General features: G+C 54.8%; 24 protein-coding genes. 22 read left to right on the top strand and 2 right to left on the bottom strand.

Features of this window, described 5'->3' with window-relative positions:
• Positions 1-6 precede the first annotated feature (6 nt).
• The 11 genes from J8I87_RS11945 (at position 7) to J8I87_RS11895 (ending at position 11,772) form a co-directional block, all read left to right on the top strand.
• Positions 7-1,311 carry a c-type cytochrome gene (locus tag J8I87_RS11945; protein ID WP_209931661.1) on the top strand — a complete coding sequence of 435 codons (1,305 nt, stop codon included), beginning with the start codon at positions 7-9 and terminating at the stop codon, positions 1,309-1,311.
• 569 nt (positions 1,312-1,880) lie between these two features.
• Positions 1,881-2,492 (top strand): VOC family protein, encoded by a 612-nt coding sequence (locus J8I87_RS11940; protein WP_209931660.1) that lies wholly within the window; start codon positions 1,881-1,883, stop codon positions 2,490-2,492.
• On the top strand, positions 2,489-2,947 hold the full coding sequence (locus tag J8I87_RS11935; protein WP_209931659.1) for a nuclear transport factor 2 family protein: 459 nt from the start codon (positions 2,489-2,491) through the stop codon (positions 2,945-2,947). Before J8I87_RS11940 ends, J8I87_RS11935 begins: the two co-directional genes overlap by 4 nt.
• The gene (locus J8I87_RS11930; RefSeq protein WP_209931658.1) at positions 2,947-3,732 is read left to right on the top strand and encodes a fumarylacetoacetate hydrolase family protein; all 786 of its coding nucleotides are present in this window, start codon (positions 2,947-2,949) and stop codon (positions 3,730-3,732) included. Before J8I87_RS11935 ends, J8I87_RS11930 begins: the two co-directional genes overlap by 1 nt.
• A gap of 98 nt (positions 3,733-3,830) precedes the next feature.
• On the top strand, positions 3,831-5,078 hold the full coding sequence (locus J8I87_RS11925; RefSeq protein ID WP_209931657.1) for an aromatic ring-hydroxylating oxygenase subunit alpha: 1,248 nt from the start codon (positions 3,831-3,833) through the stop codon (positions 5,076-5,078).
• Positions 5,075-5,578 (top strand): nuclear transport factor 2 family protein, encoded by a 504-nt coding sequence (locus J8I87_RS11920; RefSeq protein WP_209931656.1) that lies wholly within the window; start codon positions 5,075-5,077, stop codon positions 5,576-5,578. Before J8I87_RS11925 ends, J8I87_RS11920 begins: the two co-directional genes overlap by 4 nt.
• 947 nt (positions 5,579-6,525) lie before the next feature.
• A complete protein-coding gene (locus J8I87_RS11915; RefSeq protein WP_209931655.1) occupies positions 6,526-6,843 on the top strand; it encodes a 2Fe-2S iron-sulfur cluster-binding protein in 318 nt (105 codons plus the stop codon).
• Between the two features lie 34 nt (positions 6,844-6,877).
• Entirely contained in the window at positions 6,878-8,101 is a 1,224-nt protein-coding gene (locus J8I87_RS11910) for an FAD-dependent oxidoreductase (protein WP_209931654.1), read from the top strand.
• A 318-nt stretch (positions 8,102-8,419) separates the two neighbouring features.
• On the top strand, positions 8,420-9,697 hold the full coding sequence (locus J8I87_RS11905; protein WP_209931653.1) for an MFS transporter: 1,278 nt from the start codon (positions 8,420-8,422) through the stop codon (positions 9,695-9,697).
• A 247-nt stretch (positions 9,698-9,944) separates the two neighbouring features.
• A complete protein-coding gene (locus J8I87_RS11900) occupies positions 9,945-11,132 on the top strand; it encodes a porin (RefSeq protein ID WP_209931652.1) in 1,188 nt (395 codons plus the stop codon).
• A 181-nt stretch (positions 11,133-11,313) separates the two neighbouring features.
• On the top strand, positions 11,314-11,772 hold the full coding sequence (locus J8I87_RS11895; RefSeq protein WP_209931651.1) for a DoxX family protein: 459 nt from the start codon (positions 11,314-11,316) through the stop codon (positions 11,770-11,772).
• A gap of 99 nt (positions 11,773-11,871) precedes the next feature.
• Here the strand turns inward: J8I87_RS11895 and J8I87_RS11890 are convergent, their stop codons facing one another.
• Both J8I87_RS11890 and J8I87_RS11885 read right to left on the bottom strand, forming a co-directional pair.
• Complete coding sequence (locus tag J8I87_RS11890; protein WP_209931650.1) at positions 11,872-12,339, bottom strand: hypothetical protein; 468 nt, start codon at positions 12,337-12,339, stop codon at positions 11,872-11,874.
• A gap of 502 nt (positions 12,340-12,841) precedes the next feature.
• Positions 12,842-13,132: a YciI family protein gene (locus tag J8I87_RS11885; protein ID WP_209931649.1), complete on the bottom strand. Its 291-nt coding sequence runs from the start codon at positions 13,130-13,132 to the stop codon at positions 12,842-12,844.
• 353 nt (positions 13,133-13,485) lie between these two features.
• On the opposite strand from J8I87_RS11885, the gene J8I87_RS45970 reads away from it, so the two are divergent.
• The 11 genes from J8I87_RS45970 to J8I87_RS11830 all read left to right on the top strand — a co-directional run bounded on the left by J8I87_RS45970 (position 13,486) and on the right by J8I87_RS11830 (position 23,899).
• Positions 13,486-14,676 carry a cytochrome P450 gene (locus J8I87_RS45970; protein ID WP_209931648.1) on the top strand — a complete coding sequence of 397 codons (1,191 nt, stop codon included), beginning with the start codon at positions 13,486-13,488 and terminating at the stop codon, positions 14,674-14,676.
• Positions 14,677-14,695: 19 nt separating this feature from the next.
• Positions 14,696-15,433: an SDR family NAD(P)-dependent oxidoreductase gene (locus J8I87_RS11875; protein WP_209931647.1), complete on the top strand. Its 738-nt coding sequence runs from the start codon at positions 14,696-14,698 to the stop codon at positions 15,431-15,433.
• A gap of 84 nt (positions 15,434-15,517) precedes the next feature.
• Entirely contained in the window at positions 15,518-16,276 is a 759-nt protein-coding gene (locus J8I87_RS11870) for an enoyl-CoA hydratase/isomerase family protein (protein WP_209931646.1), read from the top strand.
• Positions 16,273-17,064 carry an alpha/beta fold hydrolase gene (locus J8I87_RS11865; RefSeq protein ID WP_209931645.1) on the top strand — a complete coding sequence of 264 codons (792 nt, stop codon included), beginning with the start codon at positions 16,273-16,275 and terminating at the stop codon, positions 17,062-17,064. Before J8I87_RS11870 ends, J8I87_RS11865 begins: the two co-directional genes overlap by 4 nt.
• A gap of 58 nt (positions 17,065-17,122) precedes the next feature.
• Positions 17,123-17,263 (top strand): hypothetical protein, encoded by a 141-nt coding sequence (locus tag J8I87_RS11860; protein ID WP_209931644.1) that lies wholly within the window; start codon positions 17,123-17,125, stop codon positions 17,261-17,263.
• Between the two features lie 20 nt (positions 17,264-17,283).
• Positions 17,284-18,222, top strand: a complete 939-nt coding sequence (locus tag J8I87_RS11855) for a LysR substrate-binding domain-containing protein (protein WP_209931643.1) — start codon at positions 17,284-17,286, stop codon at positions 18,220-18,222.
• A gap of 23 nt (positions 18,223-18,245) precedes the next feature.
• Positions 18,246-18,719, top strand: coding sequence for a (2Fe-2S)-binding protein (locus J8I87_RS11850; RefSeq protein WP_209931642.1), 474 nt, complete (start codon positions 18,246-18,248; stop codon positions 18,717-18,719).
• The gene (locus J8I87_RS11845) at positions 18,719-19,519 is read left to right on the top strand and encodes an FAD binding domain-containing protein (RefSeq protein WP_209931641.1); all 801 of its coding nucleotides are present in this window, start codon (positions 18,719-18,721) and stop codon (positions 19,517-19,519) included. Before J8I87_RS11850 ends, J8I87_RS11845 begins: the two co-directional genes overlap by 1 nt.
• A gap of 26 nt (positions 19,520-19,545) precedes the next feature.
• Positions 19,546-21,924 carry a xanthine dehydrogenase family protein molybdopterin-binding subunit gene (locus tag J8I87_RS11840; RefSeq protein ID WP_209931640.1) on the top strand — a complete coding sequence of 793 codons (2,379 nt, stop codon included), beginning with the start codon at positions 19,546-19,548 and terminating at the stop codon, positions 21,922-21,924.
• An 11-nt stretch (positions 21,925-21,935) separates the two neighbouring features.
• Positions 21,936-22,409 (top strand): carbon monoxide dehydrogenase subunit G, encoded by a 474-nt coding sequence (locus tag J8I87_RS11835; RefSeq protein ID WP_209931639.1) that lies wholly within the window; start codon positions 21,936-21,938, stop codon positions 22,407-22,409.
• Positions 22,410-22,504: 95 nt separating this feature from the next.
• Positions 22,505-23,899 (top strand): MFS transporter, encoded by a 1,395-nt coding sequence (locus tag J8I87_RS11830; RefSeq protein ID WP_209931638.1) that lies wholly within the window; start codon positions 22,505-22,507, stop codon positions 23,897-23,899.
• Positions 23,900-23,936 lie beyond the last annotated feature (37 nt).

Here is a 23,936-nt window from a genome sequence, read left to right as displayed (position 1 = left end):
CTGTTCATGCGTCTTCGGTATCTCGCAATCGCAGCTGGCGTTGTCGTAATCGCTCTTGCGGGCGTGGCCCAGATCGGTCGTGACAACGGCGAACCGGTGACTGCAACGCCGGCAACGGGTGCGCCGGCAATGTTCACGACCTTGGCCGCGCGTGGCGAATATCTCGCTCGGGCTGCGGACTGTCTTGGGTGTCACGTTACTGGGGGTGGCAAGCCGTACGCGGGCGGTCGCTCGTTCGATCTTCCGTTCGGGCGTATCTATTCAACCAATATCACCCCTGATCCAGAGACCGGAATCGGACGTTTCACCGAGCAACAGTTTGTCGATGCGGTCCAGCATGGCAAGGCTCCTCGTGGGAATCTTTACCCGGCGATGCCGTACGCAGCCTACGCCTCGATGTCGCGGGAGGACGTGCTGGCGATTCGCGCATATCTGGAGACGGTCGAGCCGGTGAAGACCACCGTGCCCGCCAATGAACTGCCATTCCCTTTCAACCAGCGATGGGGCCTTGCCGTATGGAAGAGAATTTTCGCATCGACCGCTCCTGCTCGTTACGATGGCCAGAAAACGCTCCTCTGGAATCGCGGTGCCTACCTGGCGGGCGCGCTCGGTCATTGTGCCGAATGCCATACGCCCCGTAACGTGGGGTTCGGACTCAAGTCGAGTGAGTCGCTATCCGGCGAGACGCTCTTAGGCCAACGGGCTTACAACATCACCCCCGATGCAGCACATGGCATCGACAGTTGGACCAACACGCAACTCGAAAAGTATCTGTCTACTGGTCATGCCGACGGACACGGCTCGGCCACGGGTCCGATGGCTGAGGTGATCAACTACAGCTTGCGGCATCTGACGCCGGGCGACATTTCCGCCCTTGTCGCGTATCTGCGAGAAGGGCAGGCAAAAACCGGCGCAAATCCAATCACGGTCAGCATCGAACCTTCGCTTGCGCGGTCGTCTGGCGCCGTCTATGCCGCCGACGCGGGGTTGGCGCATGCTCGCGGACTACAGGTTTTCGCCAATCAGTGTGCGGGATGTCACCAGTTCGATGGGACCGGCCGAGGAAGTCCGTTCGCCACTCTGCTGGGTGCGAAGACGGTCAACGATACCGCAGGGACAAACCTCGTCAAGGTGATCCTCGAAGGGTCTTCGCTGCAGACAGCCCATGGGGCAGAACGGATGCCCGGATTTGGTATGTCGCTCGACGACGGCGACATCGCAGCAGTCTCGAACTACGTGCTAGCCCAAATGGGAGACAAAAGCGGGGTTGTGTCCGCACAAGACGTGGCACGAGCACGAACAGGGCAATGATTGGAGTCATGGTGCGTGTTTGGTGCTCTCTACCGATCGCGAGAGCACTAGGGCGCCGCATATCCAATGGTTGGCGTCGAACGAGTTCTTTCTTGAGATTGCCCAACCATGCCGCGCCAATCGACAGATATAACTGCTGCGCGCAGCAGGGTCCATCACACGAAAAGCAGGCTGTAGTGCCCGCTGGCTGTGATACATGGATTCCTACGGCTGCTTCACGCCGATCCGGCGGATAGGGTTATCCGCTTTTGTTATTAGCATCGCTCGACCCGACGACTGCAGAATTAAGGGGGGAGCGGTTGACCCTCGCAAATCCAGTCAGCCAGCTTGGCGAACGAGACGGCGGCTAGTGGCGAAACCACCTTTCCGAGAAAGCCGAGAGTTGCCTCCACCGCGACGCGAAGGGTCTTGCGCATTGAGCCAACAGAGGTCGCGGGACGCTTTGATGGCACGGACGCGCCGAGGTTCTTGGTCTGCATACTCATACGATCGACCGGGTGGCAAATGTTACCGAGATCGAGGGGCGGCGCGCAGCCAGAACGATCCAACACAATTCAATAGGAGATGATATGAGCCAACCCCAAACTGAGGCATACGCAACTGTGGCGGACCAGCGGCCATCCACAAGTGACGAACTGGCCTTAGGTCCGTTGCAGATTAGCGAAATTATTCTTCACACTCGCTCATTCGACTCGATGAAGGCATGGTATGTCGACTTTTTCGGCGGCTTGAAACCGGCAGTCGACGTCGCGCCCAACCGTGGATTGAAGAGCATCCCCGACGTGACCCGTTTGTGTTTCCTTCGGATCCACACGAACTACCCAATTACGCAGGTGCTCGGCCTTTTTGAGATTCCTGAGCTCGGCGATCGTCACCCGGCAGGCAGCGGGTTGAATCACATGCAATTTCGTGAACAGTCGCTCCAACACCTCTTTCGTCGATATGAAGTGCTGAAGTCCGCTGGAATTACGCCGTTCAAGGCGTACAACCACGGCCCCAGTACGAGCTTCTACTATTCAGACCCGGACGGTAACGAAGTGGAACTGAATGCGACCAATTTTAGCAAGGAAGAGGATTATCTCGCATTCTTTCAGTCCGACGAGTACCGCAAAAACGTGGAAGGATACCAGGTCGACGCTGAAAGTTACATGCACGAAAAACGTACCTCTGGAGCGGCATGATGGGTTTCTCTTCCGAGACTACACACGATATTTCCCTTGAAAATCTCTGTAGTCGTCAACTCCTCCGCCTGTTCCATTGTCTTGACCATGGGAGTTATGGTGAGCTTTTGAACCTGTTTGCGGTTGACGCAGAATGGCAGAGACAGGGGAAGCGGCACATCGGCCATGACTCAATTCGATCCATGCTAGATGCGCGCGCAAAATCGCGTATTGTTCGGCATGCGGCCTCCAACGTGCTGTGTCAGGTTGCTGGCGCGGACTCGATGATTGTGACGGCCTATGTTACGGGCTTTCTTTATGACAATGCTCAAGGAGAAAAGCCTCCTTTCAAGATCACTGGACCTTTTAGATTCCTTGAATCTACGACCGAGTTTCAGATCTCGGCGACGTCTGCGTTAATTTTGAAGCATACGATGGAGCCGGTGTTCGAGTTCAGTGAAACGGAGAAAACGTAATGAAGTGGTGCCGCATCGAAATCGACGGATCGCCGGCCTTTGGTATCTTGCGAAATGACGTAATAGCAGTTGTTGACCGCGTACCGTTTGACAAGTTTGAGTACACGGGGCAGATCGTTCCAGTCACCGAAGCGACGTTCATGGCTCCGGTCCAGCCACAGAACTTTTATGCAGCTGGTTTAAACTTTCGAAACCACATCACCTGGGCAAATGAACACTTCGGAAAGAAGTTTCAGGTGCCCACGGAGGCCGATATCGGATACCGGTCTCCGAATGCATTGACTGGCCACGGGAGTGACGTCATCGTTCCCGCGGATTCGCGTGGTTCGCTCGAGTTCGAAGGAGAGCTTGTCCTCGTTGTTGGGAAGCGTGCGAAGAATTTGAGCGAGGCGGACGCGATGTCCTGCATTGCTGGATGCACGCTTGGAAACGACTTGAGTGAACGTGAATGGCAGTTCAACGACCGTACCTTCTGGCGAGCAAAGAATACCGACACGTTCAAACCGATGGGTCCATTCGTTGCAACAGGACTGGATCCAATGCGACAGGAAGTCACGGTGTCTGTCAACGGTAAGGAAGTTTCCTCGTATTCGACGGAGCACATGATCTTTAGTGTGTCTCAGTACATCTCGCGTATGAGCCGATATCTCACTCTTCATCCCGGCGATGTGATCTGGCTTGGGTCCGACGGGCCGACCATGCCAGGCTTGAAGGACGGCGATGTCGTCGAAGTGAGTAACCCTTCAATTGGAACGCTTCGAAATCGGATCGTTCGGGCAGTCTGAACACGATATCGCAATATATGTAACCAATGCGGTTCTAGTGAGTTGTGAAGCAATTGCCCGTTCGTTCGTGAAGACACGGATGTCGAACGCGAAATTGCATGGAGACAGAAAAGTTGGAACAAGTTGAAGCTCAAATCAAGTGGGAATCGTCGACGCGTGTTCCCTATCAGATCTATACATCGTCCGAGATCTTCAAAGCGGAACTAAACACAATTTTTCACGGGCGCTCATGGAACTTTGTCGGCCTCGAGGCAGAAATTCCAAATAAGGGCGACTTCCGCCGAGGTTGGGTAGGAAACCGGGCCGTAATCATTGTTCGCACCAAGGACGGAATCGTAGTCCTGGAGAATAGGTGTGCGCACCGGGGCGTTGAATTTTGCAAGCAGCCGGGCGGTAACGCCAAAGTATTCACCTGCCCCTATCACCAATGGAATTACAACCTCGATGGTTCACTTCGAGGTGTTGCGTATCGCAGAGGGATCGATGGTAAGGGTGGTATGCCGGAAGATTTCGATCTCAAAGATTTTGGACTGACCCGTCTGAACGTTGCGACTCGAAACGGTGTGATCTTTGCCAGCTTCGCGCCCGATATGGAACCGCTCGAAGAATTCCTAGGCCCATCGGTTCTACGATATTTCGACCGAGCCTTTGACGGGCGGGAGCTGAAGATTCTAGGGCGACACCGGCAGCGCATACCGGGTAACTGGAAGCTGATGTTCGAAAACATCAAAGATCCTTACCACGCCGCGTTGTTGCACGTCTTCTTTATCTCGTCAGGCCTTATTCGTGCGGATCAACCTGGACGAGCGATTATGGACGACACGGGTCGACATTCGGTGCACTGCTCGGATAAGCCGTCGGTCGACACAGCGGGGGAAGAGACCAGGAAGATGGCGACGTATCGCGCGGACCTGAAGCTCAATGACCAGAAGTTGTTTGAGAAAGTCCCTGAGTTTCCTGGCACCGAGGCGGCCGTAATCATGACAATATGGCCTAACCTGATTCTCCAGCAGAACATGAGTTGCCTTGCTACGCGCCAGATCGTTCCAGCTGCACCGGGTGAGTTCGAACTTGTTTGGACGCATTTCGGCTACGCGAGCGACGACGATGAGACGACTGAACGTCGGCTGCGGCAGGCTGCTTTGTTCGGACCGGCCGGGCTTGTTTCGGTGGACGACGGCGAGATCATCGAGTTTGCGCAGAACGGCATGAAATCGCATCCAAAGCATTCGACGCTGATCGAAATGGGGGGGCGTGACGTTGAAGATGCGGACCATATGATTACAGAAGTCGCCATTCGAAAATTCTATCAGTACTACCGCGACGTAATGGGAATGGCACGATGAGCAGCGTCCTCGAAAACCTGAGTGAAAAAATCTTACGGGAGCTGACGGCAACGAGGATTCTCGCGAGATATTCGGACCATCTGGACGGGGACCGGTTGGGTGAATGGATCGACATGTTCACCGACGATGCCAACTATGTCCTGGTCACCCGCGAAAATTATCTAGCTGGATTACCGTTGCCCATCATGCGATGCGAAGGCCGTCCTGCGATGCAGGACCGAATAAAAGCTGCATCGGAGCTTATGATGTTTGCACCACGAGTGATGAGGCATTTTGTCACTAATGTGCAAGTGCAACCGGACGCCGAAGAGTTAAAGTTTTCGGCCAATGTTCTTGTCGCCAGATCCATGTTGGATGTCCGGTCCGAATTGTTCCTGGTCGGTACGTATTATGGTCGTCTGGTGCCGCGAGCGGGCAGTGAGACCGGATATCTAATCGGGGACCTCACATGTGTGATTGACACGAGTCTCATCGACAACTCGATCGTCGTGCCACTCTAGTAGTCCTCCTGATGCATGGGGCCGATGAGCTGCTTGGCTGCCCGAACCGACATATCGTGTACGGGCATCAGTCAGTAGCGTATCTGGCGTGGCCGCGGCGTGGAAAACCGAGGCCGCGGCCGGTCTTCGACCGATTTGAAACCCCGCACGTAACACGAATCTCGCGTTATCACCTGATTTACTTTTTCGATTACCTCATTTGGCATGAGCCGAACTATCCTGATGCAACGACAGGACACTTTTCGGTGTTGTCACTTGGTTCGCCCGGTGCGAAGTCTGCCGTTTAACCTTAGGTGAAAAGCCACGATGCCTGGGCATTTCACGAGGTCAATATTCGTATGCCTTAGCAGGGCAATCACGAAAGGGCATCGCACCAGCAGACGAAACGCAGTCTAAGGAGAGTCAGATGAACCCTGCCGAGATGTCCTTGCGATGGATAGTTGAAAAATGGTTTTCCACAACTTTGTCCACAACGCCCAGGATAGAGCGGCTTATTCGTGCACGCTGTGCGCACGGGCGATATGTGCGGGTGGAGGCACTGCGGCAGGAGGGGGATACGGTTTCGCTCTGTTTTTTTCGACATGAAAATGGTGCGTGGCACGTTTTTCCGCCTGATCGGGGCCGCGCGAACCATATGTCATTGTTAACGTCGTTGAACCCGGACGTCATTGGATGGTGAAGAAGACATCGGCTAGTTTTCCACTCGAGACACTAGTCGTCATCGTATCCAGAAGCTTGCGCGCGCCGTCCGATGTGGCTACGCGTCCCCACGACCGTCGATGCTTCCGACCCGCGCGAACGGGACGGCGATCGAGTAGCTGGCGGGGCCGAGATCGTAGGCGACGAGCGACCAAGGTCGAGACTGCTTCAATCCGCTATGGCGACGGCCATGCGACGAAGCAGAGGACCCCGACCTCCAGATACTTTGCAAAGGAGAAAGTCTAAAAATGCCAGTGCTTTTTGTAGTCGACCGAAACGGATCCGAGCACGCCATCGAAGGTGAGCAAGGTCAATCGGTTATGGAACTAATTCGCGATAGTGGGAAGGGCGAATTGTCTGCCGTTTGCGGGGGCTGCTGTTCGTGTGCCACGTGTCACATCTATGTCGATGAAGATTTTGCTTCGCATATTTCGTCGATATCCGAGGACGAAAATGATCTGCTCGACAGTTCTGAGTATCGTACCCCAGCCTCGCGCTTAGCTTGCCAGATCTCTTTTGTCGAGGCGCTGAACGGGCTCAGAGTAACGATTGCACCAGAGAGTTAAGAGCGGTGACTACTACTAGAAAAGGAGGCAGCCAGTGCATTTCGATACGTTGATCGTTGGAGGCGGTCACGCAGGCTCACAGACGGCGATTGCACTTCGCCAGAACGGCTTCAAAGGAAGTATTGCAATTGCCGGCGAAGAACCGACGCTACCTTACGAGCGCCCGCCTCTGTCGAAGGATTATCTCGGGGGCGAGAAAGAGTTTGAGCGAATTTTGATTCGACCGCATGCTTTTTGGGAGGATCGAAAGGTAGAGATGCTCACAGGAAAGCGCGTCACCGGCGTCGACCCGAAAGCGCAGACGGTCACGGTTGACGATGGTGCTGCCATCAGCTACGGCGCATTGGTATGGGCCACGGGTGGTGCCGCACGTCGCCTTTCGTGTGACGGGCATGACCTGTCTGGCATTCATACAATCCGAACACGGCGGGACGTTGATCAGCTTCGGGAAGAGCTCGGGACCGCCAAAGCAATTGTGGTGATTGGCGGCGGGTATATCGGCTTGGAAGCTGCCGCTGTGCTGAGCAATTTCGGAAAAAAGGTGACGGTGGTGGAGGTCCTCGACAGGGTGCTGGCGCGGGTCGCCGGCGAGGCCCTCTCACGCTTTTTCGAGACAGAGCATCGTGCGCGCGGTGTGGACGTCAGGCTCGCGACAAAAATCGACCACGTCGAAGGAGTGGACGGTCGAGTGACGGGCGTGCGCCTTTCCGATGGCGAATTGATTGCGGCCGATCTGATTATCGTCGGCGTTGGGATTGTTCCTGCCGTTGAACCTCTGGTCGCTGCAGGCGCCGACGCTGGGAACGGTGTCAAGGTGGATTCGCAGTGCCGCACTAGTCTCAACGACATCTTCGCCGTTGGTGACTGTGCACTACATGTGAACGCTTTCGCGTCCGGAATGCACATCCGACTGGAGTCCGTTCAGAACGCTAATGACATGGCAAATGTGGTCGCCAAGACCGTGACCGGAATTCCCGCCGAATACGACGCAGTGCCATGGTTTTGGTCCAATCAATACGATTTGAGGCTGCAGACTATCGGTCTCTCGATGGGACACGATGCGGTCGTGACACGGGGTGACCCGATTTCCCGAAGCTTTAGCGTCGTTTACATGAGAGAAGGGCGAGTGATTGCGCTTGATTGCGTGAACGCCCCGCGCGACTTCGTGCAAGGCAAACGGCTGGTCGTCGAGAGAGCGGTGATCGATCCAAATCTGCTAGGCGACCCCGCTATGGCTCTTAAGGACCTTAGCCATTAAGTTATCGTCCGTTGGAGCAGTGCGATGGGAACCAGAAAACAACATACGGAGACTTCAATGAGCGCTGAAGCGCACAACGTCAAAAACGCGAACCGAAGATAAACTCGGACGCCGTCGAGTCGGGCTCCAATGCAGTGAGCATTGGAAGCCTTCTCTGATTTTCTCTCCCTATGTGAAGTCACCAAAGGCAACCAGTCGATTACAACTTCGGGTCGCTTGATGTCGCCGGAGGGGATGGTGACCGGTCAAATCGCATACTCGGGTGAAAGACGGGTGTTTGCGATCTGAATACATTGCTTTACAGGACGACGGTGAAAAATGCAACAAAGATCAGAAAAGCTTAACCCGTTTCAAGCGGCAACGTCATCGGTTGCCGACGTTGATCACGCGTGGAAGGTCGTCGTGGGCTCGGGGTTGCTCATGTTCATCAATTTAGGCCCGGTTCTATACTATACGGCGGGCGTATTTACGAAAGCGATCTCGGTCGATACCGGTTGGCCACGCGGTACGATTGCTTCGGCTGGATTGCCGGCAAATATCGCTATAACCATCTTGTACCCCCTTGTTGGATTGGCTGTCGAGGCGTTCGGTGGGAGACGAATATCGCTGCTTTCCTCGGTGGCATTCGGGGCGGCACTTGCTGCGCTAGGTCACTTCGCTGTCTCGCCCGCAAGCTTCGCCGTCCTGATGTTCATTGCAAGCTTGGCGGCTTTTGGGCTCACGCCACTACCAACCGTACAAATGATATCCGGTTGGTTTGACAAGAAGAGAGGAATGGCCCTGAGTATAAGCCTGGCGCTCGGTGGAGTGGGTACGGCCTTGCTACCGCCAATAGCGGCAGCACTCATTCTGAAACTAGGTTGGAGAAATGCGTACATGGCGCTTGGCGTCATCGTTGTAGTTCTCGGATTAATAGCGACTGTGTTTTTGGTGCGGGACCCTCCTCGTAAGACGCTAAGCCCGGTAGTGCGGCGAGGAGAAGGAGGCGACGTAACGCTTGGGTCCGCCATCTTGACTCTGAATTTCTGGAAGCTTTCTCTCGCTTTCTTGGCGATTTCAATTGCCATTAGTGGCGGCGCTAACAGTCTTCCAATGATGTTGACGGATTCCGGGGTCAGCTCGCAAAAATCCGCCTTCGCGATGTCGGTAATGGGCGGCGCCATGATCTTGGGAAGGATTGCATTGGCACGATTTTTGGATCACGTTTTTGCAACTCTGCTAACGGCGGCGATTTTCCTTGCACCGGCTCTTGCCTTCGTGTCGCTGCTGTCTCCATTACCTGTCGCGGTTTCATCGTTCCTAGCCGCGGCGTTGTTGGGCATTGGCCTTGGGGCGGAGGTAGATGCGTTGGGATACATCTCCTCTCGAATATTCGGCGTCGCGCATCTGGGGAGAATATTCGGGTTTTTGATGATCGCGTTTACGGTGGGGCTTGGATTGGGACCATTAGTCTTCGGGCGAATCTTTGATTCGACAGGGTCGTATGTGGGAGCGCTATGGGTTGCGCTCGCGGCTGCCCTGATTGCCGCTCTAACTATGGTCAGCTTCAAAAAACGAGACCTACGCTTTGGGGTGCACAATCACGACCTAGGCTGATTTCAAGATCATCGGTGGCGAAACTGATGTCGGTGATCTACCGATTTTCGCCGAGTCGTCCTCCCGCATCAACACCATCTGAATTGATAGATCGGGATAGCTGCGAAATGGACAAGTCATTGTGTATTTCGTTGTCGTATAAAACGCCGGTTTTCATATGACTTAAAAGAAGGAGTCTAAGGTTACTTAGAGACGTGTGAAAAATTTGTTCGACTATCAATACAATCTAAAATAAGGAGTACAAAGGATGGAGACGAAATTCAAATGGAAGGTTATCTGTGGAGTTGCTTTCGCCGGTTTTGCTTCAGTTGCGAGCGCTCAGAGTCAGGTGACACTCTATGGCGTCATCGACGAAGGCATCATGTTTCTGAGCAACACCGGTGGTAGTAGTGGCGGGAAGAAAATCTATCTCGACTCCGTGAGCGGCATACTTGGCAGTCGATGGGGTATGAAAGGGACGGAGGATCTCGGCGGCGGCCTGAGTGCGATCTTTACGATCGAATCGGGTATAAACCTGAACAATGGGACATTCGCGCAAGGCGGTACCGCATTCGGACGACAATCGTTCGTTGGTTTGAACAGCAGTCGATTCGGCAGTTTAACGCTCGGTCGACAATACGACATGCTTGTATATTTTGGGCAACCGGTTACGATTGCCGGGCAAATTAGCGCTGCGACGTTTGGACATCCGGGTGATCTCGACAACGCGTCAAACGACTGGCGAACGAACAACGCAGTCCGCTACATGAGTCCAAATCTGAACGGATTTACGTTTGGTGGCGAGTACAGTGTTGGCGGTGTTGCAGGTAACATAACGGCGAATAGCGGGTATTCTCTGGGAGCGGGCTATTCTAACGGCCTGGTTTCTCTCGGTGCGGCGTTTCTGTATTTCAAAAATCCCAGTTCCTCGACTCCTGGATCAGGGTACTTCACTGGCAACGCAAACGGAGCCTCTGCGCTTGCCTACTCGCTCAATAGCGGCTACCAGAGCGCCCAAGCATTTCAAAGTGCGATTATAGGTGCGACCATCAATCTAGACGCGGTCACGTTGATCTCTTCCTACTCTAACACCCAGTATGCAAATTTGGGGGGGCGACTCCGGGGACAGGCGGCGCACTTCAGCAACATTGACGTCGGTGCAAAATATTTTTTACGCCCCGAGATTTTGTTCGCGGCCGCATACGATTATCTGACTAGCTCAGGGGTGACCGCGACCGACGGTACAACGCTCGGGAATCAACACTATCATCAAGTGAGTTTCATGACTGACTACCTGCTATCGAAGCGGACCGACGTCTACCTCACTGTGGCGTGGCAGCATGCCTCGGGGACATCGTCGACTGGAGCCCCGGCGGTAGCGAACATTACTCTTCAGGGCGACTCGACAAATAATCATCAGTTTCTTGTTCGGGTCGCCCTTAAACATAAGTTTTAGAGCGGAAATGAGGGAAAACTCTAAAGGAGACAGCAGGGTGCCCGAAATGCTTTGAGTTTTGTCTCGCTAACAGGCGATTCGTTCCATATGTGACCGCGCGACTCCGGAGGAGCGTGTTTGAAGCGCTGCGCGGGCTGCTGCATGCTCCTCATATTTTCATTGACTTAGGGTATAGATTTAAATGGAAAATCAATCTTTTGATCCTACATTCGCGTCCAGTGCAAAGGCGCTTGTGCTGATCGGGACGCTGGACGTTGTAGCGCGTATCCTGGTCGCTGTGCTTTTCTTTTACAGCGGCGTTGGCAAGCTACTGGATCCCGGAGCAGTTGTGAGCCGGCTAAGCGCTGTCGGCTTTCCGTTGCCTGCTGTGGCTACCGGACTCTGTATCGCGGTCGAACTGGGTGCATCGATCGCCTTGGTATTCGGATTTCGCGTTGTAGCTGTTTGCGCCTTGCTCGCGGGTCTGACGCTGTTGACGGCGATCCTCTTTCATCAGTTTTGGGCAGTTGAGGGAGCGCAGAAAATCGGGCAAACCGTACACTTTCTAAAGAATTGCGCGATTCTGGGCGGGCTCTGGTTTGTCGCGCGTAGCGCTCTGGTAAGGCCTGCCCCGGGATTTGCCGCAGGCACCGGACAGTGAGCAGGCTAGGTGTCCGTTGTTCATCGATCAAATTCGCTCTCTCCGCGAGGAGGGGATTCTTTGGATGGGCCGCGCGGTTAAGTGCTGGGTAGACGAACGTCACCCAAGGATGACGTTCGCCGTATCCCGAGTCAAGAGGGAGCGGGCAACGCATGGGTTGTTCTGCGGCCCTTCGATAGCTTGATTCCAGCTCAATGCATTGCCGACGTGAACGTCTCTAGGATGCGTGTTGATCTGCAAGAGGACTCGCGACGTCTCGCCGCCGTTGGTCCATGGCAGACGAGTGCCAGTATTGCTGCGCTGCAAGGCGATGCGCTCGTTGGTCGCTTCCGTCGGTTCAGAGTTGTCGCGCCGTCCGCGCATAGCGATGCATATAGCGTTCGTCTCTTCCGGCGACTGTTCCTTGCTTGCCGGCCAGGCTGGGACAAGATGCGGAGGATGTTGGTCGGTGATGATCGAAGCCGTGCGGTCGACGAGCGAGATAAGCCCAAGTTCACATGACAGCCGCTTCGAATGGCCTTGTTTGAGGGGCAGCCGTTTTGCGATTGAGCGTTGGCCGACTTGCATTGCGACCTAGGCAGTGGGCGCCGTTTTGGTCTTGCATGTGGCGATGTAGATTCCGGAAACGAGTCGACCGCGAGAGACGACCAGAGCGGCGCTGGTCTCAGCATCGATCCATTGCAACGACGCTGATCCACGTAATCCGTGAGATCTCGGTGCACGTTGATCTCAACGCTGCATCCCGGTCAATCATTCTGAGACTCAGCCAGTTGTGATGTGCGACGAGGGCGGCGATCTCCTTCCGTCTGGCGGCAAGAATGGCGAGCCTTGATCCGAAGCAACGCATAATCGCATCGCGCGAGTCGTTCTTGGCGACGGACGGGTGCATCGAAGATATCGTTTATCGACAGACTCTGCCATGAAACGCCTGGCAGCCGGTTAGGCTAGGGTAGCTGGTCGGTGGCGAGACGCTTCTCTTGCGACTGCCCGCAAAGTCCGCGCGCGTGGCGTCGGCGGATCATTCAGGCCGCCGACTGGTGAACGCAGATCGAGCTGCTTTTTCTATCGCCTACGCCCGTCTCCCGTCCTTGATGAGTGCCTTGTACTCGGAGATGACGGTCGACGCAAACAGCCCCGCTTTTTGGTAAGGATCGGCGGCCGCGAAATCCTCGGCTTCTTTCAAATCGGCTGCCTCGATGACAAGCAGGCTGCCGATCACGTTGCCTTCTCTGTCCAGCAATGGGCCCCCAGTAACCACTTGCGAAAGACGTTGGTCAACCCATTCGATGTGGGCGGATCTGGTTGCGTTGCGCAGCTCGCTGCTGTCTGGTTTGTCTGTAAGTACTAGTGCAAATTTCATATCGTTTCCTGTTCCGATTGACCTGGACGAGCGAATCACACGCGCACATCAAGCTGATGCTTTCCTCGTACGGGGGAAAGTATAGACGGAGTGGGACGACGCGCTGACGGGCGAGCGATGAAAGCATAGGGATATCCGGATTTTCTATTAGCTTACGAGCGCTTGAAATATCACAATTCATAGACCCATTGCGTCAAGGGCATACGCGGGGGCTGGTTCGAGCAAGCGCACTGCTCGCGCGCGCGGGGATGTCATGCAGGAGGGATGCGTAAGCGTTTTAAGAGTGGCATGTTTCAGGGCGTTTGATTTGAAGTGTCATATAAGGGTTTACCCGATAGACTAGGAGACAAGTTGTGAAAGTTTCGCCTGCGACTCTCGATACGGATCCGTTCAGCGACGAAGTACTCGAGAACCCGTATTCGTTCTATGAAGTGTTGCGAGAGGCTGGACCGGTTGTGTACCTGAGTTCGCACGACTGCTATGCGGTCGGGCGTTTCAAAGACGTGTGCGCCGTCGCCTCGGAGCACCAGCGATTTACGTCGTCCGCCGGAATAGGGCTCGCCGATCTCAGGCAGCCCGGAGCATGGCGTGCGCCGGGATCAGTCAGCGAGATCGATCCACCGGAGCACACAGATGTCCGCGGAGCGTTTCAAAAGGTCCTCTCACCAATTGTCATACGCCGCTGGAAGGACGCATTCGAGGAGCATGCGGAACGGGTGGTCGACCGTTTGCTGGATATTCGCGAAGTCGATGGCGTCAAAGATATCGCGGAGGAGTTTGTACTTGACGTCTTTCCGCGGATGGTCGGGTTGAGCGTTCCCAGGGAGCGTCTCGTGCTGATCGGTGAAATGACCTTCAATCAGCTGGGGCCGGACAATGAGCGGCTCAAACGCTCCACCGAGAAAGCCGCTCCGTTCATGGATTGGTACGCAGAGGCGATGACAAGGGAGAGAATGCTCCCGGGGGGCTTTGGCGAGCAGCTATATCAAGCTGAAGATGCTGGTCACTTCCCCAAAGGCACGGCGCTGTATCACGTGCGTTCCTTCTTTCGGGCGGGTACGGACACTACGGTGGCTAGCATCGGACTTACGTTGAATCAACTGGCGCGGCACCCTGAGCAGTTTGCTCGACTTCGAGATAATCCGGCCGCCGTGCGTAGCGCCTTCGACGAAGGTCTTCGTTTCGAGTCACCCGCGCAAGTGCTTTTTCGAACAGCCGTTTCTGAAACAGAGATCGATGGCGTGACTGTGGATGCCGACAAGAAGATAGCGTTCTTCATGGCATCAGCCAACCGGGACCCGAGAAAGTGGGAAAACCCAGATGTGTATGACTCGACCAGGGACAGTGCGGCTGCGCATCGGGCTTTCGGACATGGTGCGCATCTCTGTCTCGGGCAAATGATTGCACGTCAAGAGGCTGAAGCCATTCTAGGCGCACTATCGCGACGTGTTCGCGCGATCGAGTTGAGCGGTTTGCCGCGCTATCGCTTGATTAACACACTCCGCACACTCGACACATTGCCCCTTCGGGTGCACCCTCTGTAAGCCAGAAAGAGATCAGATTATGACAATCGCCCCCAAAACAGCATTGATTACCGGTGCCGCTTCCGGTATCGGTCAGGCTATGGCCAGCCGGTTAGCCCGCGAAGGCATGAACATCGTGATTGCAGACATTAACGACGCGGAGGAAACGCTATCGTTAGTGAAGGGCGCCGGACAAAAAGCATTGTATGTTAGATGTGATGTATCTAGCGAGGATGACGTGTCGTCGCTCGAGAGGCAGGTGCGGGAAGCTTTTGGGGGCGTCGACGTCCTCGTGAACAATGCCGGAATTTATGCGGTTCAGTCTTTTGAAGATATGCAACTGTCGGACTGGAAACGGATGCTGGCTATCAATCTCGATTCAGTGTTCCTGTTTTCGAAAGCATTTTGCCCATGGATGAAAGAGAGGCGTTGGGGGCGGGTAGTGAACGTTGCATCTACGACCTTTCAGCTTTCTACACCGACCGCGCCGCACTACGTGGCGAGCAAGGGAGGCGTGATTGGCTTCACTCGTGCATTGGCGACGCACTTGGGACCGTTTGGGATTACGGTGAACGCGATTTCTCCAGGATTGACGCGTACTCCAGCGACCGAAGCGTTTCACGATCGTCGGCTTGCGGATGTGAATGCTGTAAGGGCGATTCCACGTGCGGCGTTACCCGATGATCTTGCCGGGGCATTGGCTTTCTTGGTCACTGACGACGCGTCTTTCATCACCGCCCAAACGATCGCGGTCGACGGTGGCCAGGTCCGCATGTAACGCCGTCGCATCCGAGAAGCCTGGACTGATAAATCGTGTTTAACCCGCCGCCGACAGGCACTTACCATCACTACTGGATCAACAATGGACGTGCAAACCGAAACTCAAATTGAGGCCACGCCGATTCTAACCAAGTCCGACTCTGGAGCCTACTACATCACCCTCAATCGACCCACCGAGGGGAACGTATTGACGGACGCTATGGTGAAGGAGCTTGCGCATCATATCCGGAGCGCTCCTTCCGACGCGAAAGTTATCGTCCTCCGGGGAGCGGGACCGGATTTTTGCTTGGGTCGCGACATTCCAGCTCTGAAACGGGAAGGGCAGCCCAAGGAGGCGCTGGCGCTACGACAGCGAAACGAGACGATCTTTGACGCCTACAGTAGCTTCCGGTCTTCCCCTATCCCGGTTGTTACCGTCGTGCAAGGGCGCGCTTATGGATTCGGATGCGCCCTCGCGGCATTGGGTGACATCACACTTGCCACGGAAGAGTCGTCGTTCTCCTTGCCGGAAATGCATCACGGAATCATGCCGAGTATGGCGATGTCAGCGTTGTTCGATCGAATTTCAAAGAAAAATCTCCTCTATCTGACTTATTCAGCAGAGAAGTTGAACGGCCACCAGGCAGCGGCACTCGGTATTGTCAATGTGCTGGTCGCTGAGGCCGGATTGGACCTGCGTCTATCGGAACTGATCGCCAGCATTCAGCGTGCTTCGTTGGCGGCAATACGCGGCGTGAAGGAGTTTTCGAGAGCTACCGCGGGGATGGACGTCAACGCAGCGAGCGAGTTCGCTCGAAACCTTCATGCGACAATCAATTCTTCGCCGGAGCTAACGCTGTGACGACGCCAACAGACAACGCCGCGCCGACTGTTGCATACAGTACGCTCGGTTCCGGTCCCGAGAAGGTAGTTGCCTTGCATGGTTGGATGGGCGATGAGTATACGTACTCGAAGCTCACCTCTGTCCTGGACGTTGATGCTTTCACATACGCTTTCCCTGTATATCGAGGTTACGGTGCCTCCCGCCATCTCGTGGGAGAATACACGGTTGAGGAAATAGCTCGTGACGTGCTGGCTGTCGCCGACAAATTAAACTGGCCACGATTCAATATAGTCGGACACTCGATGGGGGGGCTCGTAGCGCAAAGAATCCTTCTTGATGCTTCGGAGAGGGTGAAGAGGATCGTCGCTGTTACACCTGTGCCGGCTTGCGGTGCGCGATTCGATTCTGACACGCTTGAGCTTTTTCTTAATGGTGTCGAGAGCGATGAGGTTTGCATGTCAATAGTCAATTTCTCAACAGGTGGAAGACTTCCCAGACGCTGGGTCGAAGAAACGGCCCGCCATGCGCGCTCAGTGGTACGCGAGGATGCGATGCGCGGTTATCTGCGCGCCTTTAACGAGACCGACATTTCTGCGGGAGTCGATGGCAATGGCGTTCCGATCAAAGTGTTGGTCGGCGAGCACGATCCTGCGCATACCGTCGCCGCAATGCGGGATACCTTCGGTACGTGGTATCCGAACGCCAGAATCGAGACTATAAATAACGCAGGGCACTACCCAATGGATGAGGCGCCACTCGCACTTGTTAGCGCGATTGAGTCTTACCTAAAGGAACGTAATCCTTAGCAACAAAAACGTTGGATATGTCATGTTGACCCCAATAACAAAACGGGAGACAAACGTCATGGAAGTTTTAGACCAAGCGAAAGCCGAAATCGCTGTTTTCTCACGCGCTGTACAGATCTCTGCCGATGCAGTTTGGGGAAACGTGAAATCAATTTTCCTCATGCGCCGCATTGAGGTTCGACGTTTTAAGTCTGCCTGAGCCGCGTCGCGAGGTTAACCATGCGCATTGATCCAGCGAGCTTGTTAGTTTTTCTAGGCGTCACGGAAGCTGGCGGGTTCAACCGTGCATCGTCTGTCATCCACAAATCGCAACCGGCGCTGACACGAACAGTTCATCAACTGGAAACTGCGGTCGGTGTGCCGTTGTTTAGTCGACATGCCAATGGTATCGAGTTGACGCCCGAAGGTGAACTTCTTCTTGGGCATGCCAGGGCGATACGGCATGAGCTGAAGCGCGCTGAAGAAAGTCTGGAGAGAATGAAGGTCAAGGACAAGGTGTCTATCCGGATAGGTACCGTGGCCGTTCATCCTCTTGATATGTTTGCGCGGGCGTTGGCTGATGTTACGCGCGAAAACCCGAACGCTAGCATCGCCGTCCTTATAGGTTCAGAGGCTGACATGATCAAGCAGTTGAATAACGGTGATCTGTCATTCGTCGTCTTACCTATGCCGCGATCAATGTCCATGCAGGGAATGACATGTGTGCCGATCTTCCTGGACGAGGCTGCGATTTACTGCCAGGCGGACCATCCCCTTGCACACGTGGAGAGTCCGACGGTCTTTGATTTGCAAAGCGCGACATGGATGCTCGGCCCCCCGGGAACGTTATTGCGCCATCGCTTTGAGATGATTTTCCTCGCGGCTGGCATTGATCCGCCAAAGATCGCATTAGAGATAGAGGATGTGAGACTGAGGCGAGCGCTGATGACAGAATGTAACCACCTTTCTGTTTTCGCGAAACATCATGTTGCGAATCTAGTCAAATCTGGCCAATTAATTTCGGTTCCATTTGAATTGCCTCAGGACCGGAGACCGATCGTCGCCTTGCAACTCGGTAGTAGCACCGAAGGCAAGCTGATGCAGCAGTTTGTCGAACGACTTCGTGACCACTACCAGTCGGCCGACCTTACTATCCTCCCCAATCGCCAGGCACGCTAGGTGATTTGAAAACGGTTCTTGCTATGAATAAGATCACGCTTTTTGTCAACGGAATCGAGCATACCCTAAACGTGGAGTCGAGGCGCTTACTTGTCCAGGTTCTGCGGGAAGATTTGGGGCTCACTGGTACACACGTGGGGTGCGACACCACCCAGTGTGGCGCGTGTACGGTGCATCTCGACGGAGCAGCGGTCAAATCCTGTACTGTGCTGGCGGTTCAAGCCGATCGGCGTAATGTGCTAACGATAGAAGGCTTGGGGAGTCCCGAGTCTCCGCATCCGCTGCAAGTGGCATTTAAGACCTGCCACGGGCTTCAATGTGGGTTCTGTACGCCGGGAATGATCATGTGCACGGCGGATTTGCTAAAGACCATGGCAGATCCGTCGGAGGATCAGATCCGGGAGTGGATTGATGGAAACATCTGCCGGTGTACTGGATACCAGAACATCGTAGCTTCCGTGCGGTTGGCGGCGAATATGGTCAACGGAGACGCCTGATGTACGACTTCGAATACCATCGCCCGTCAACCGTCTCCGAGGCAGTAGAGTTGCTGCGCGGACTGGATGAACCGAAGTTATTGGCCGGTGGAATGTCTCTCCTTCCGGCGCTAAAACACCGTCTCGCCAGACCTGAAGCGCTGATAGATCTCTCGCACGTTGAGGGGTTGCGAGGCATTACGCTCGTGGACGACGCGCTAACATTGGGCGCGATGACGCCACACGTCGAGGTCGCGAGATCGGAAATCGTGCGCTCAGCGTTGCCGGCGTTGGCGAGCCTCGCTGGCGGTATCGCGGACACACAGGTTCGCTATCGGGGAACTGTTGGGGGCTCCATTGCCAATAACGACCCGTCTGCCGACTACCCTGCGGCTTGCTTGGCTTTGGACGCAGTTATTCATACTGATCGCAGAGCGATTGCAGCAGGTGAGTTTTTCTCGGGTCTGTTCTCCACTTCACTCGAGAGTGACGAAATAGTCACGTCGGTTACCTTCAGGCCTGCGGAGGCGGCGGCCTACGTGAAGTTCAGGAGTGTGGCTTCCGGGTATGCGACGGTTGGCGTGTTCGTCTCGAAGGGAGCAAGAGGGACGCGCGTGGCCGTGACGGGCGCGGGCATTGAGGGAGTGTTTCGTGTGCGTGAAATGGAAAAGCGCCTGGACGGGCAATGGCACCCAGACGCGATCGAGATGGTGCAGGTGCCGTCACGGGAGCTAAGTGGCGATATGCATGCATCGGCAGAGTACCGCGCTCATTTGATTACGGTTTTGGCGCGCCGCGCAGTTTCCCTTTGCAGTTCCTAGAAATCTTACGAGCCGAGTTAGCCAAAATGGCAAATCCACAAAGTTTCATTGGGCGCCCCGTTGCGCGTCTGGAGGACACTCGCCTGACGACGGGGCATGGGTGCTACACGGATGACATTGTTCTCCCCGGACAACTGTTCGCTGTGATGGTCAGGTCCCCATACCCACACGCCGAGATCAAAGAAATCAAATCCGACGTCGCTGCTGAGGCTCCCGGAGTGGTTGCCATTTTCGTCGGTTCGGATCTTGTGGAAGATGGCGTATCGCCGATCCCTCACGATAACTTCTTCTTGGGTTCCCGTGAGGCAATGAAGGCAAGTGCGGACGTATATCTCGTGAATCGAGATGGATCGGAGACTCGCGTGCCTCCCCACCGTTTGCTGCCGCTTGACAGGACTCGCTACGTTGGAGAAGCAGTGGCAATGGTGGTTGCAGACTCCGTCGAGCATGCGAAGGACGCGGCAGAACTGGTGGAAGTGACTTACGCTGAGTTGCCTTTTATCGTTTCAGCGAAGGAAGCCATCGATGCGAGTGCGCCGCGCCTGTGGGAAGACGTTGAGAACAACATTTGCCTCGACGCGGTGGTCGGTGACGAAGCAGGAACGAACGACGTCTTCGAAACAGCACCCAAGACGGTACGTCTGGACACACACATTCAACGAGTTACAGGCGTGACAATGGAGCCACGGGCAGCCATTGGATGCTTTGACGCGACCTCACAGCGCTTCACGCTTTATGCTGGTAGCAGCGGCGTAGTACGTCACAAGATTGAACTCGCGAAGGTTCTAGGGGTTCCGGAAGACAATGTTCGAGTCATTGCGCGCGACGTTGGCGGCAACTTTGGTACGAAGAACAACTTCTATCCAGAGCTTGGCCTCGTAGCATGGGCCGCGCGCCGTTTGGGGCGCCCTGTACGCTGGACAGCGGAGCGGCAGGAAGCGTTTCTTAGCGATTATCAAGGTCGCGACCTCACGGTCTCCGCAGAACTCGCGATGGACGATTCCGGGCGGTTTCTGGCGATTCGAGGTGTCAACATCAGCAATCTGGGCGCTTACTATGCGTCTTCCCAGCCTTTGAGAAAAGGTGTGGGACTCATGTCTAATGTTTACGATATTCCTTTGGGATGCTTTCGCGCGTTGGCCGTTGTAACGAACACGGTTCCAACGACTCCGTTCCGAAGTGCTGGCCGACCGGAAGCGATTTTTGTGATTGAGCGGCTTATTGATATGGCCGCTTTGAAGTTTGGGTTCGATCGAGTCGAACTTCGACATAAGAACATGATTCAACCCGACGCTTTCCCGTATCACAATCCGCTCGGTCTCGTGTATGACAATGGCAACTATCCTGCCGTAATGGACGAGGCAATGCGATTGGGCGACTGGGCCGGATTCGATAAAAGAGCCGCCGCGGCCTCGGACAAGAATCGCCGTCGTGGGATCGGCGTCGCAAACTACGTTGAAATAACTACGGGATTTCCAAAAGAAAAAGCAGAGATTTTGGTGACGCCGCTAGGAAAGGTCAATCTGGTCATCGGAACAATTTCGAGCGGCCAGGGGCATGAAACGAGTTTTTCGCAGCTCGTCGCAGAATGGCTGGCAGTACCGATAGAGAGCGTTACGCTCCTAACTGGCGATACAGACACTGTGAAAGTTGGCGGCGGGTCGATATCGGGGCGATCCATGCGGTTCGCGAGCGTCGTAATTGCGAAAGCGGTTGATCAAATCCTGGTCAAGGCCAAGCGGGTCGCAGCTCATCTGTGGAGGGTTGAAGAGGGTGCCATTGTACTGGGTGAGAAGGGACTGGAAGCGGCCGACGGAAGCAGTGTCCTTTCGGTTTTCGAAATTGCACGGATGATGGAAGATGGAACGGAGCTTCCCAGTCATCTGCGGGGACCATTGTTCGGCGAATGCGAGGAGTTCTTTCGTGAAGCCGGATTTCCCTTTGGCGCCCAGGTATGTGAAGTGGAAGTCGACCTGGAGACAGGTGTTGTCAGCATCGAAAATTACGCCGCTGTCGATGATGTTGGACGCGCCATTAATCCTTTGATTCTACATGGGCAAACCCACGGAGGCGCGGTTCAGGGAATTGGGCAGGCGTTAATGGAGCAGGTCGTATACGATCCGGCCTCGGGCCAACTTCTGAGCGGATCGTTGATGGACTACGCGCTGCCACGAGCATGCGGAATGCCTAAATTCAAGGTGGGGTTGAGCGAGATTCCGTCGCCATCCAATCCGTTGGGTATCCGTGCCGGCGGTGAGGGGGGGACGACGCCAGCTTTGGCTGTGGTCGTCAACGCCGTCGTCGACGCCCTCAAAGAATTTGGGGTGACACATCTTGAGATGCCCGTTACATCCGAAACCGTATGGCGAGCCATTCACGGCAATCCTTCAACCGAAACAAATTAGTCGAGAGAAACATGGAACTCACTGGAACACAGAAACTTCCCGCCGTACAGGACGCAGTTTGGTCCGCATTGAACGATCCTGAGATGTTGAAACGCTGTATCCCAGGCTGTCAGCGGATTGAACTGATAGCCGAAAATGAATATCAGATGGACATGATCGCATCTGTCGGGCCGATCAAGGCAAAATTTCAGGGAAAGCTAACCGTCAGTGACGTGGTTCCTCCACAGTCTTACTCGATCGATTTCGAGGGGAGTGGCGGTGTCGCGGGTTTTGGTAAAGGGCACACAGAAGTTACCTTAGGCGCGGAAGGAAATGAAACGCTCCTTACGTACACGGCATCGGCTCAGGTCGGTGGGAAAATCGCTCAACTGGGTGCGCGTCTCATTAATGGCGTAGCAGCGAAGCTGGCTGACGCCTTCTTTAAGAAGTTCAAAGAAGAAATCTCTGAAACTTCTGCGCATGAAATCACTCCGGAAGGTAGTTAGCACTTTCGTTTAGGTAATCAGAAACGACAGTCGCGTGACCGAAGTAGCGCACTAATGCGCGGATGACTGTCTGTTATAAAAATCAAGGAGACATCATGTCTAATTTTAAGGATTCCTTATCTATAATCGATTCTGGTCAAAACGATAAGGTCGATGAATCGTCTGCAGAGTTACTAGGGAAACGCACGATCCGAAAGGCGTCGATGCGGCTAATTCCCATCATTGTTCTTTGTTATTGCATTGCTATCCTTGATCGGACGAATGTCGGAGTGGCTGCGCTCCAGATGAACCACGACCTTGGTTTGACAGCGTCGATGTTCGGCTTCGGCGCGGGCATCTTCTTTATCATGTACTTTACGTTGGAGGTACCGTCCAATCTCCTGATGATGCGCTACGGGGTGAGACGCTGGATCACTCGCATCATGCTGACGTGGGGTTTGGTCGCGGCAGGTATGGCTTTTGTGAAAGGGCCGGTTGGGTTTTATTCCATGCGGGCACTACTGGGAGCGGCGGAGGCCGGCTTTTATCCGGCCATGGTGTTCTACTTGGCGCAATGGTTTCCCTCAAACTATCGTAGTCGAGTCCTTGGTTATTTGAACGTTGCGGGGCCTCTGACGTTCTTGATCGGAGCTCCAATCTCGGGTGCGCTACTTGGTATTGACGGCGCGCTTAGCATGCGTGGTTGGCAATGGATGTTCCTCATCGAAGCGGTCCCGGCGCTCATTCTCGCGGGTGTGGTCTGGCTGAAATTGACGGATCGACCCGGCACCGCAGGGTGGCTTACCGATGATGAGCGTGCCTGGCTTACTCAACGGCTTGAGGCGGAAGAGGCGAAGGTGAAAACCTCGGTTCGTCAGTACACGGTGCTACAGGCTATGGTGTCACCGCGCATACTCGCACTCGGATTTGTCATGTTCAATGTCTTCTTGACCGTCTACAGTGTTGGATTTTTCCTGCCGCAGATCGTCAAAGGCTTTGGTTTAACTAATTTCCAATCCGGTGCAGTGTCTTCCATTCCCTTCATCGCAGGTAGCCTAAGCATAGTTTTTTTCGGCTGGCGCTCAGACGTGACGCAGGAGCGTTACTTGCACACCGCGATTCCGATACTTCTTGCGGCGCTTGGACTCGCAGGTGCTGCATTGACGTCCGACCTGAACGTCAAAGTCATCGCTTTGAGCATCGTGGCGTTCGGAGCCTATGGCTGTACGCCGGCGTTCTGGACACTACCTTCGACGTTTATGTCGGGCGCAGCGATGGCAGGAGCCATTGCGGTCATCAATTCGATAGGTGCGCTCGGTGGTTTTGTCGGGTTGTGGGTCATGGGGCTGCTCAAGGATGCGACAGGAGGCTTCGAAAGTGGACTCGCTCTGGTCGCTGCCATGGATGGGATTGCAGTGGTCACAATCATAGCGCTCTGGCTCCTCAAGCCGCCCCCCGCAGGAATCAGCGATCTTGGTGGAAGTCGTCAACCCGCCGAGACCCGCAGCTGAGGGGCTTATACCAGACTCGTCACGTGTAGACCGGCAG

The organism is Paraburkholderia sp. LEh10 (assembly GCF_017814945.1).
GTDB lineage: Bacteria > Pseudomonadota > Gammaproteobacteria > Burkholderiales > Burkholderiaceae > Paraburkholderia.
The sequence above is the reverse complement of the archived record's forward strand: the minus strand, read 5'-3'. Positions and strand labels throughout refer to the sequence as shown.

Excerpts from the sequence above, each read along its gene's own strand:
- J8I87_RS11840 (WP_209931640.1), top strand. The coding sequence starts at position 19,546 with ATGGCAAATCCACAAAGTTTCATTGGGCGCCCCGTTGCGCGTCTGGAG.
- J8I87_RS11900 (WP_209931652.1), top strand. The coding sequence starts at position 9,945 with ATGGAGACGAAATTCAAATGGAAGGTTATCTGTGGAGTTGCTTTCGCC.
- J8I87_RS11850 (WP_209931642.1), top strand. The coding sequence starts at position 18,246 with ATGAATAAGATCACGCTTTTTGTCAACGGAATCGAGCATACCCTAAAC.
- J8I87_RS11875 (WP_209931647.1), top strand. The coding sequence starts at position 14,696 with ATGACAATCGCCCCCAAAACAGCATTGATTACCGGTGCCGCTTCCGGT.
- J8I87_RS11845 (WP_209931641.1), top strand. The coding sequence starts at position 18,719 with ATGTACGACTTCGAATACCATCGCCCGTCAACCGTCTCCGAGGCAGTA.
- J8I87_RS11870 (WP_209931646.1), top strand. The coding sequence starts at position 15,518 with ATGGACGTGCAAACCGAAACTCAAATTGAGGCCACGCCGATTCTAACC.
- J8I87_RS11885 (WP_209931649.1), bottom strand. The coding sequence starts at position 13,132 with ATGAAATTTGCACTAGTACTTACAGACAAACCAGACAGCAGCGAGCTG.
- J8I87_RS11835 (WP_209931639.1), top strand. The coding sequence starts at position 21,936 with ATGGAACTCACTGGAACACAGAAACTTCCCGCCGTACAGGACGCAGTT.
- J8I87_RS11935 (WP_209931659.1), top strand. The coding sequence starts at position 2,489 with ATGATGGGTTTCTCTTCCGAGACTACACACGATATTTCCCTTGAAAAT.
- J8I87_RS11925 (WP_209931657.1), top strand. The coding sequence starts at position 3,831 with ATGGAGACAGAAAAGTTGGAACAAGTTGAAGCTCAAATCAAGTGGGAA.
- J8I87_RS11855 (WP_209931643.1), top strand. The coding sequence starts at position 17,284 with ATGCGCATTGATCCAGCGAGCTTGTTAGTTTTTCTAGGCGTCACGGAA.
- J8I87_RS11940 (WP_209931660.1), top strand. The coding sequence starts at position 1,881 with ATGAGCCAACCCCAAACTGAGGCATACGCAACTGTGGCGGACCAGCGG.
- J8I87_RS11830 (WP_209931638.1), top strand. The coding sequence starts at position 22,505 with ATGTCTAATTTTAAGGATTCCTTATCTATAATCGATTCTGGTCAAAAC.
- J8I87_RS11890 (WP_209931650.1), bottom strand. The coding sequence starts at position 12,339 with ATGCAAGTCGGCCAACGCTCAATCGCAAAACGGCTGCCCCTCAAACAA.
- J8I87_RS11915 (WP_209931655.1), top strand. The coding sequence starts at position 6,526 with ATGCCAGTGCTTTTTGTAGTCGACCGAAACGGATCCGAGCACGCCATC.
- J8I87_RS11895 (WP_209931651.1), top strand. The coding sequence starts at position 11,314 with ATGGAAAATCAATCTTTTGATCCTACATTCGCGTCCAGTGCAAAGGCG.
- J8I87_RS11905 (WP_209931653.1), top strand. The coding sequence starts at position 8,420 with ATGCAACAAAGATCAGAAAAGCTTAACCCGTTTCAAGCGGCAACGTCA.
- J8I87_RS11945 (WP_209931661.1), top strand. The coding sequence starts at position 7 with ATGCGTCTTCGGTATCTCGCAATCGCAGCTGGCGTTGTCGTAATCGCT.
- J8I87_RS11860 (WP_209931644.1), top strand. The coding sequence starts at position 17,123 with ATGGAAGTTTTAGACCAAGCGAAAGCCGAAATCGCTGTTTTCTCACGC.
- J8I87_RS11920 (WP_209931656.1), top strand. The coding sequence starts at position 5,075 with ATGAGCAGCGTCCTCGAAAACCTGAGTGAAAAAATCTTACGGGAGCTG.
- J8I87_RS11930 (WP_209931658.1), top strand. The coding sequence starts at position 2,947 with ATGAAGTGGTGCCGCATCGAAATCGACGGATCGCCGGCCTTTGGTATC.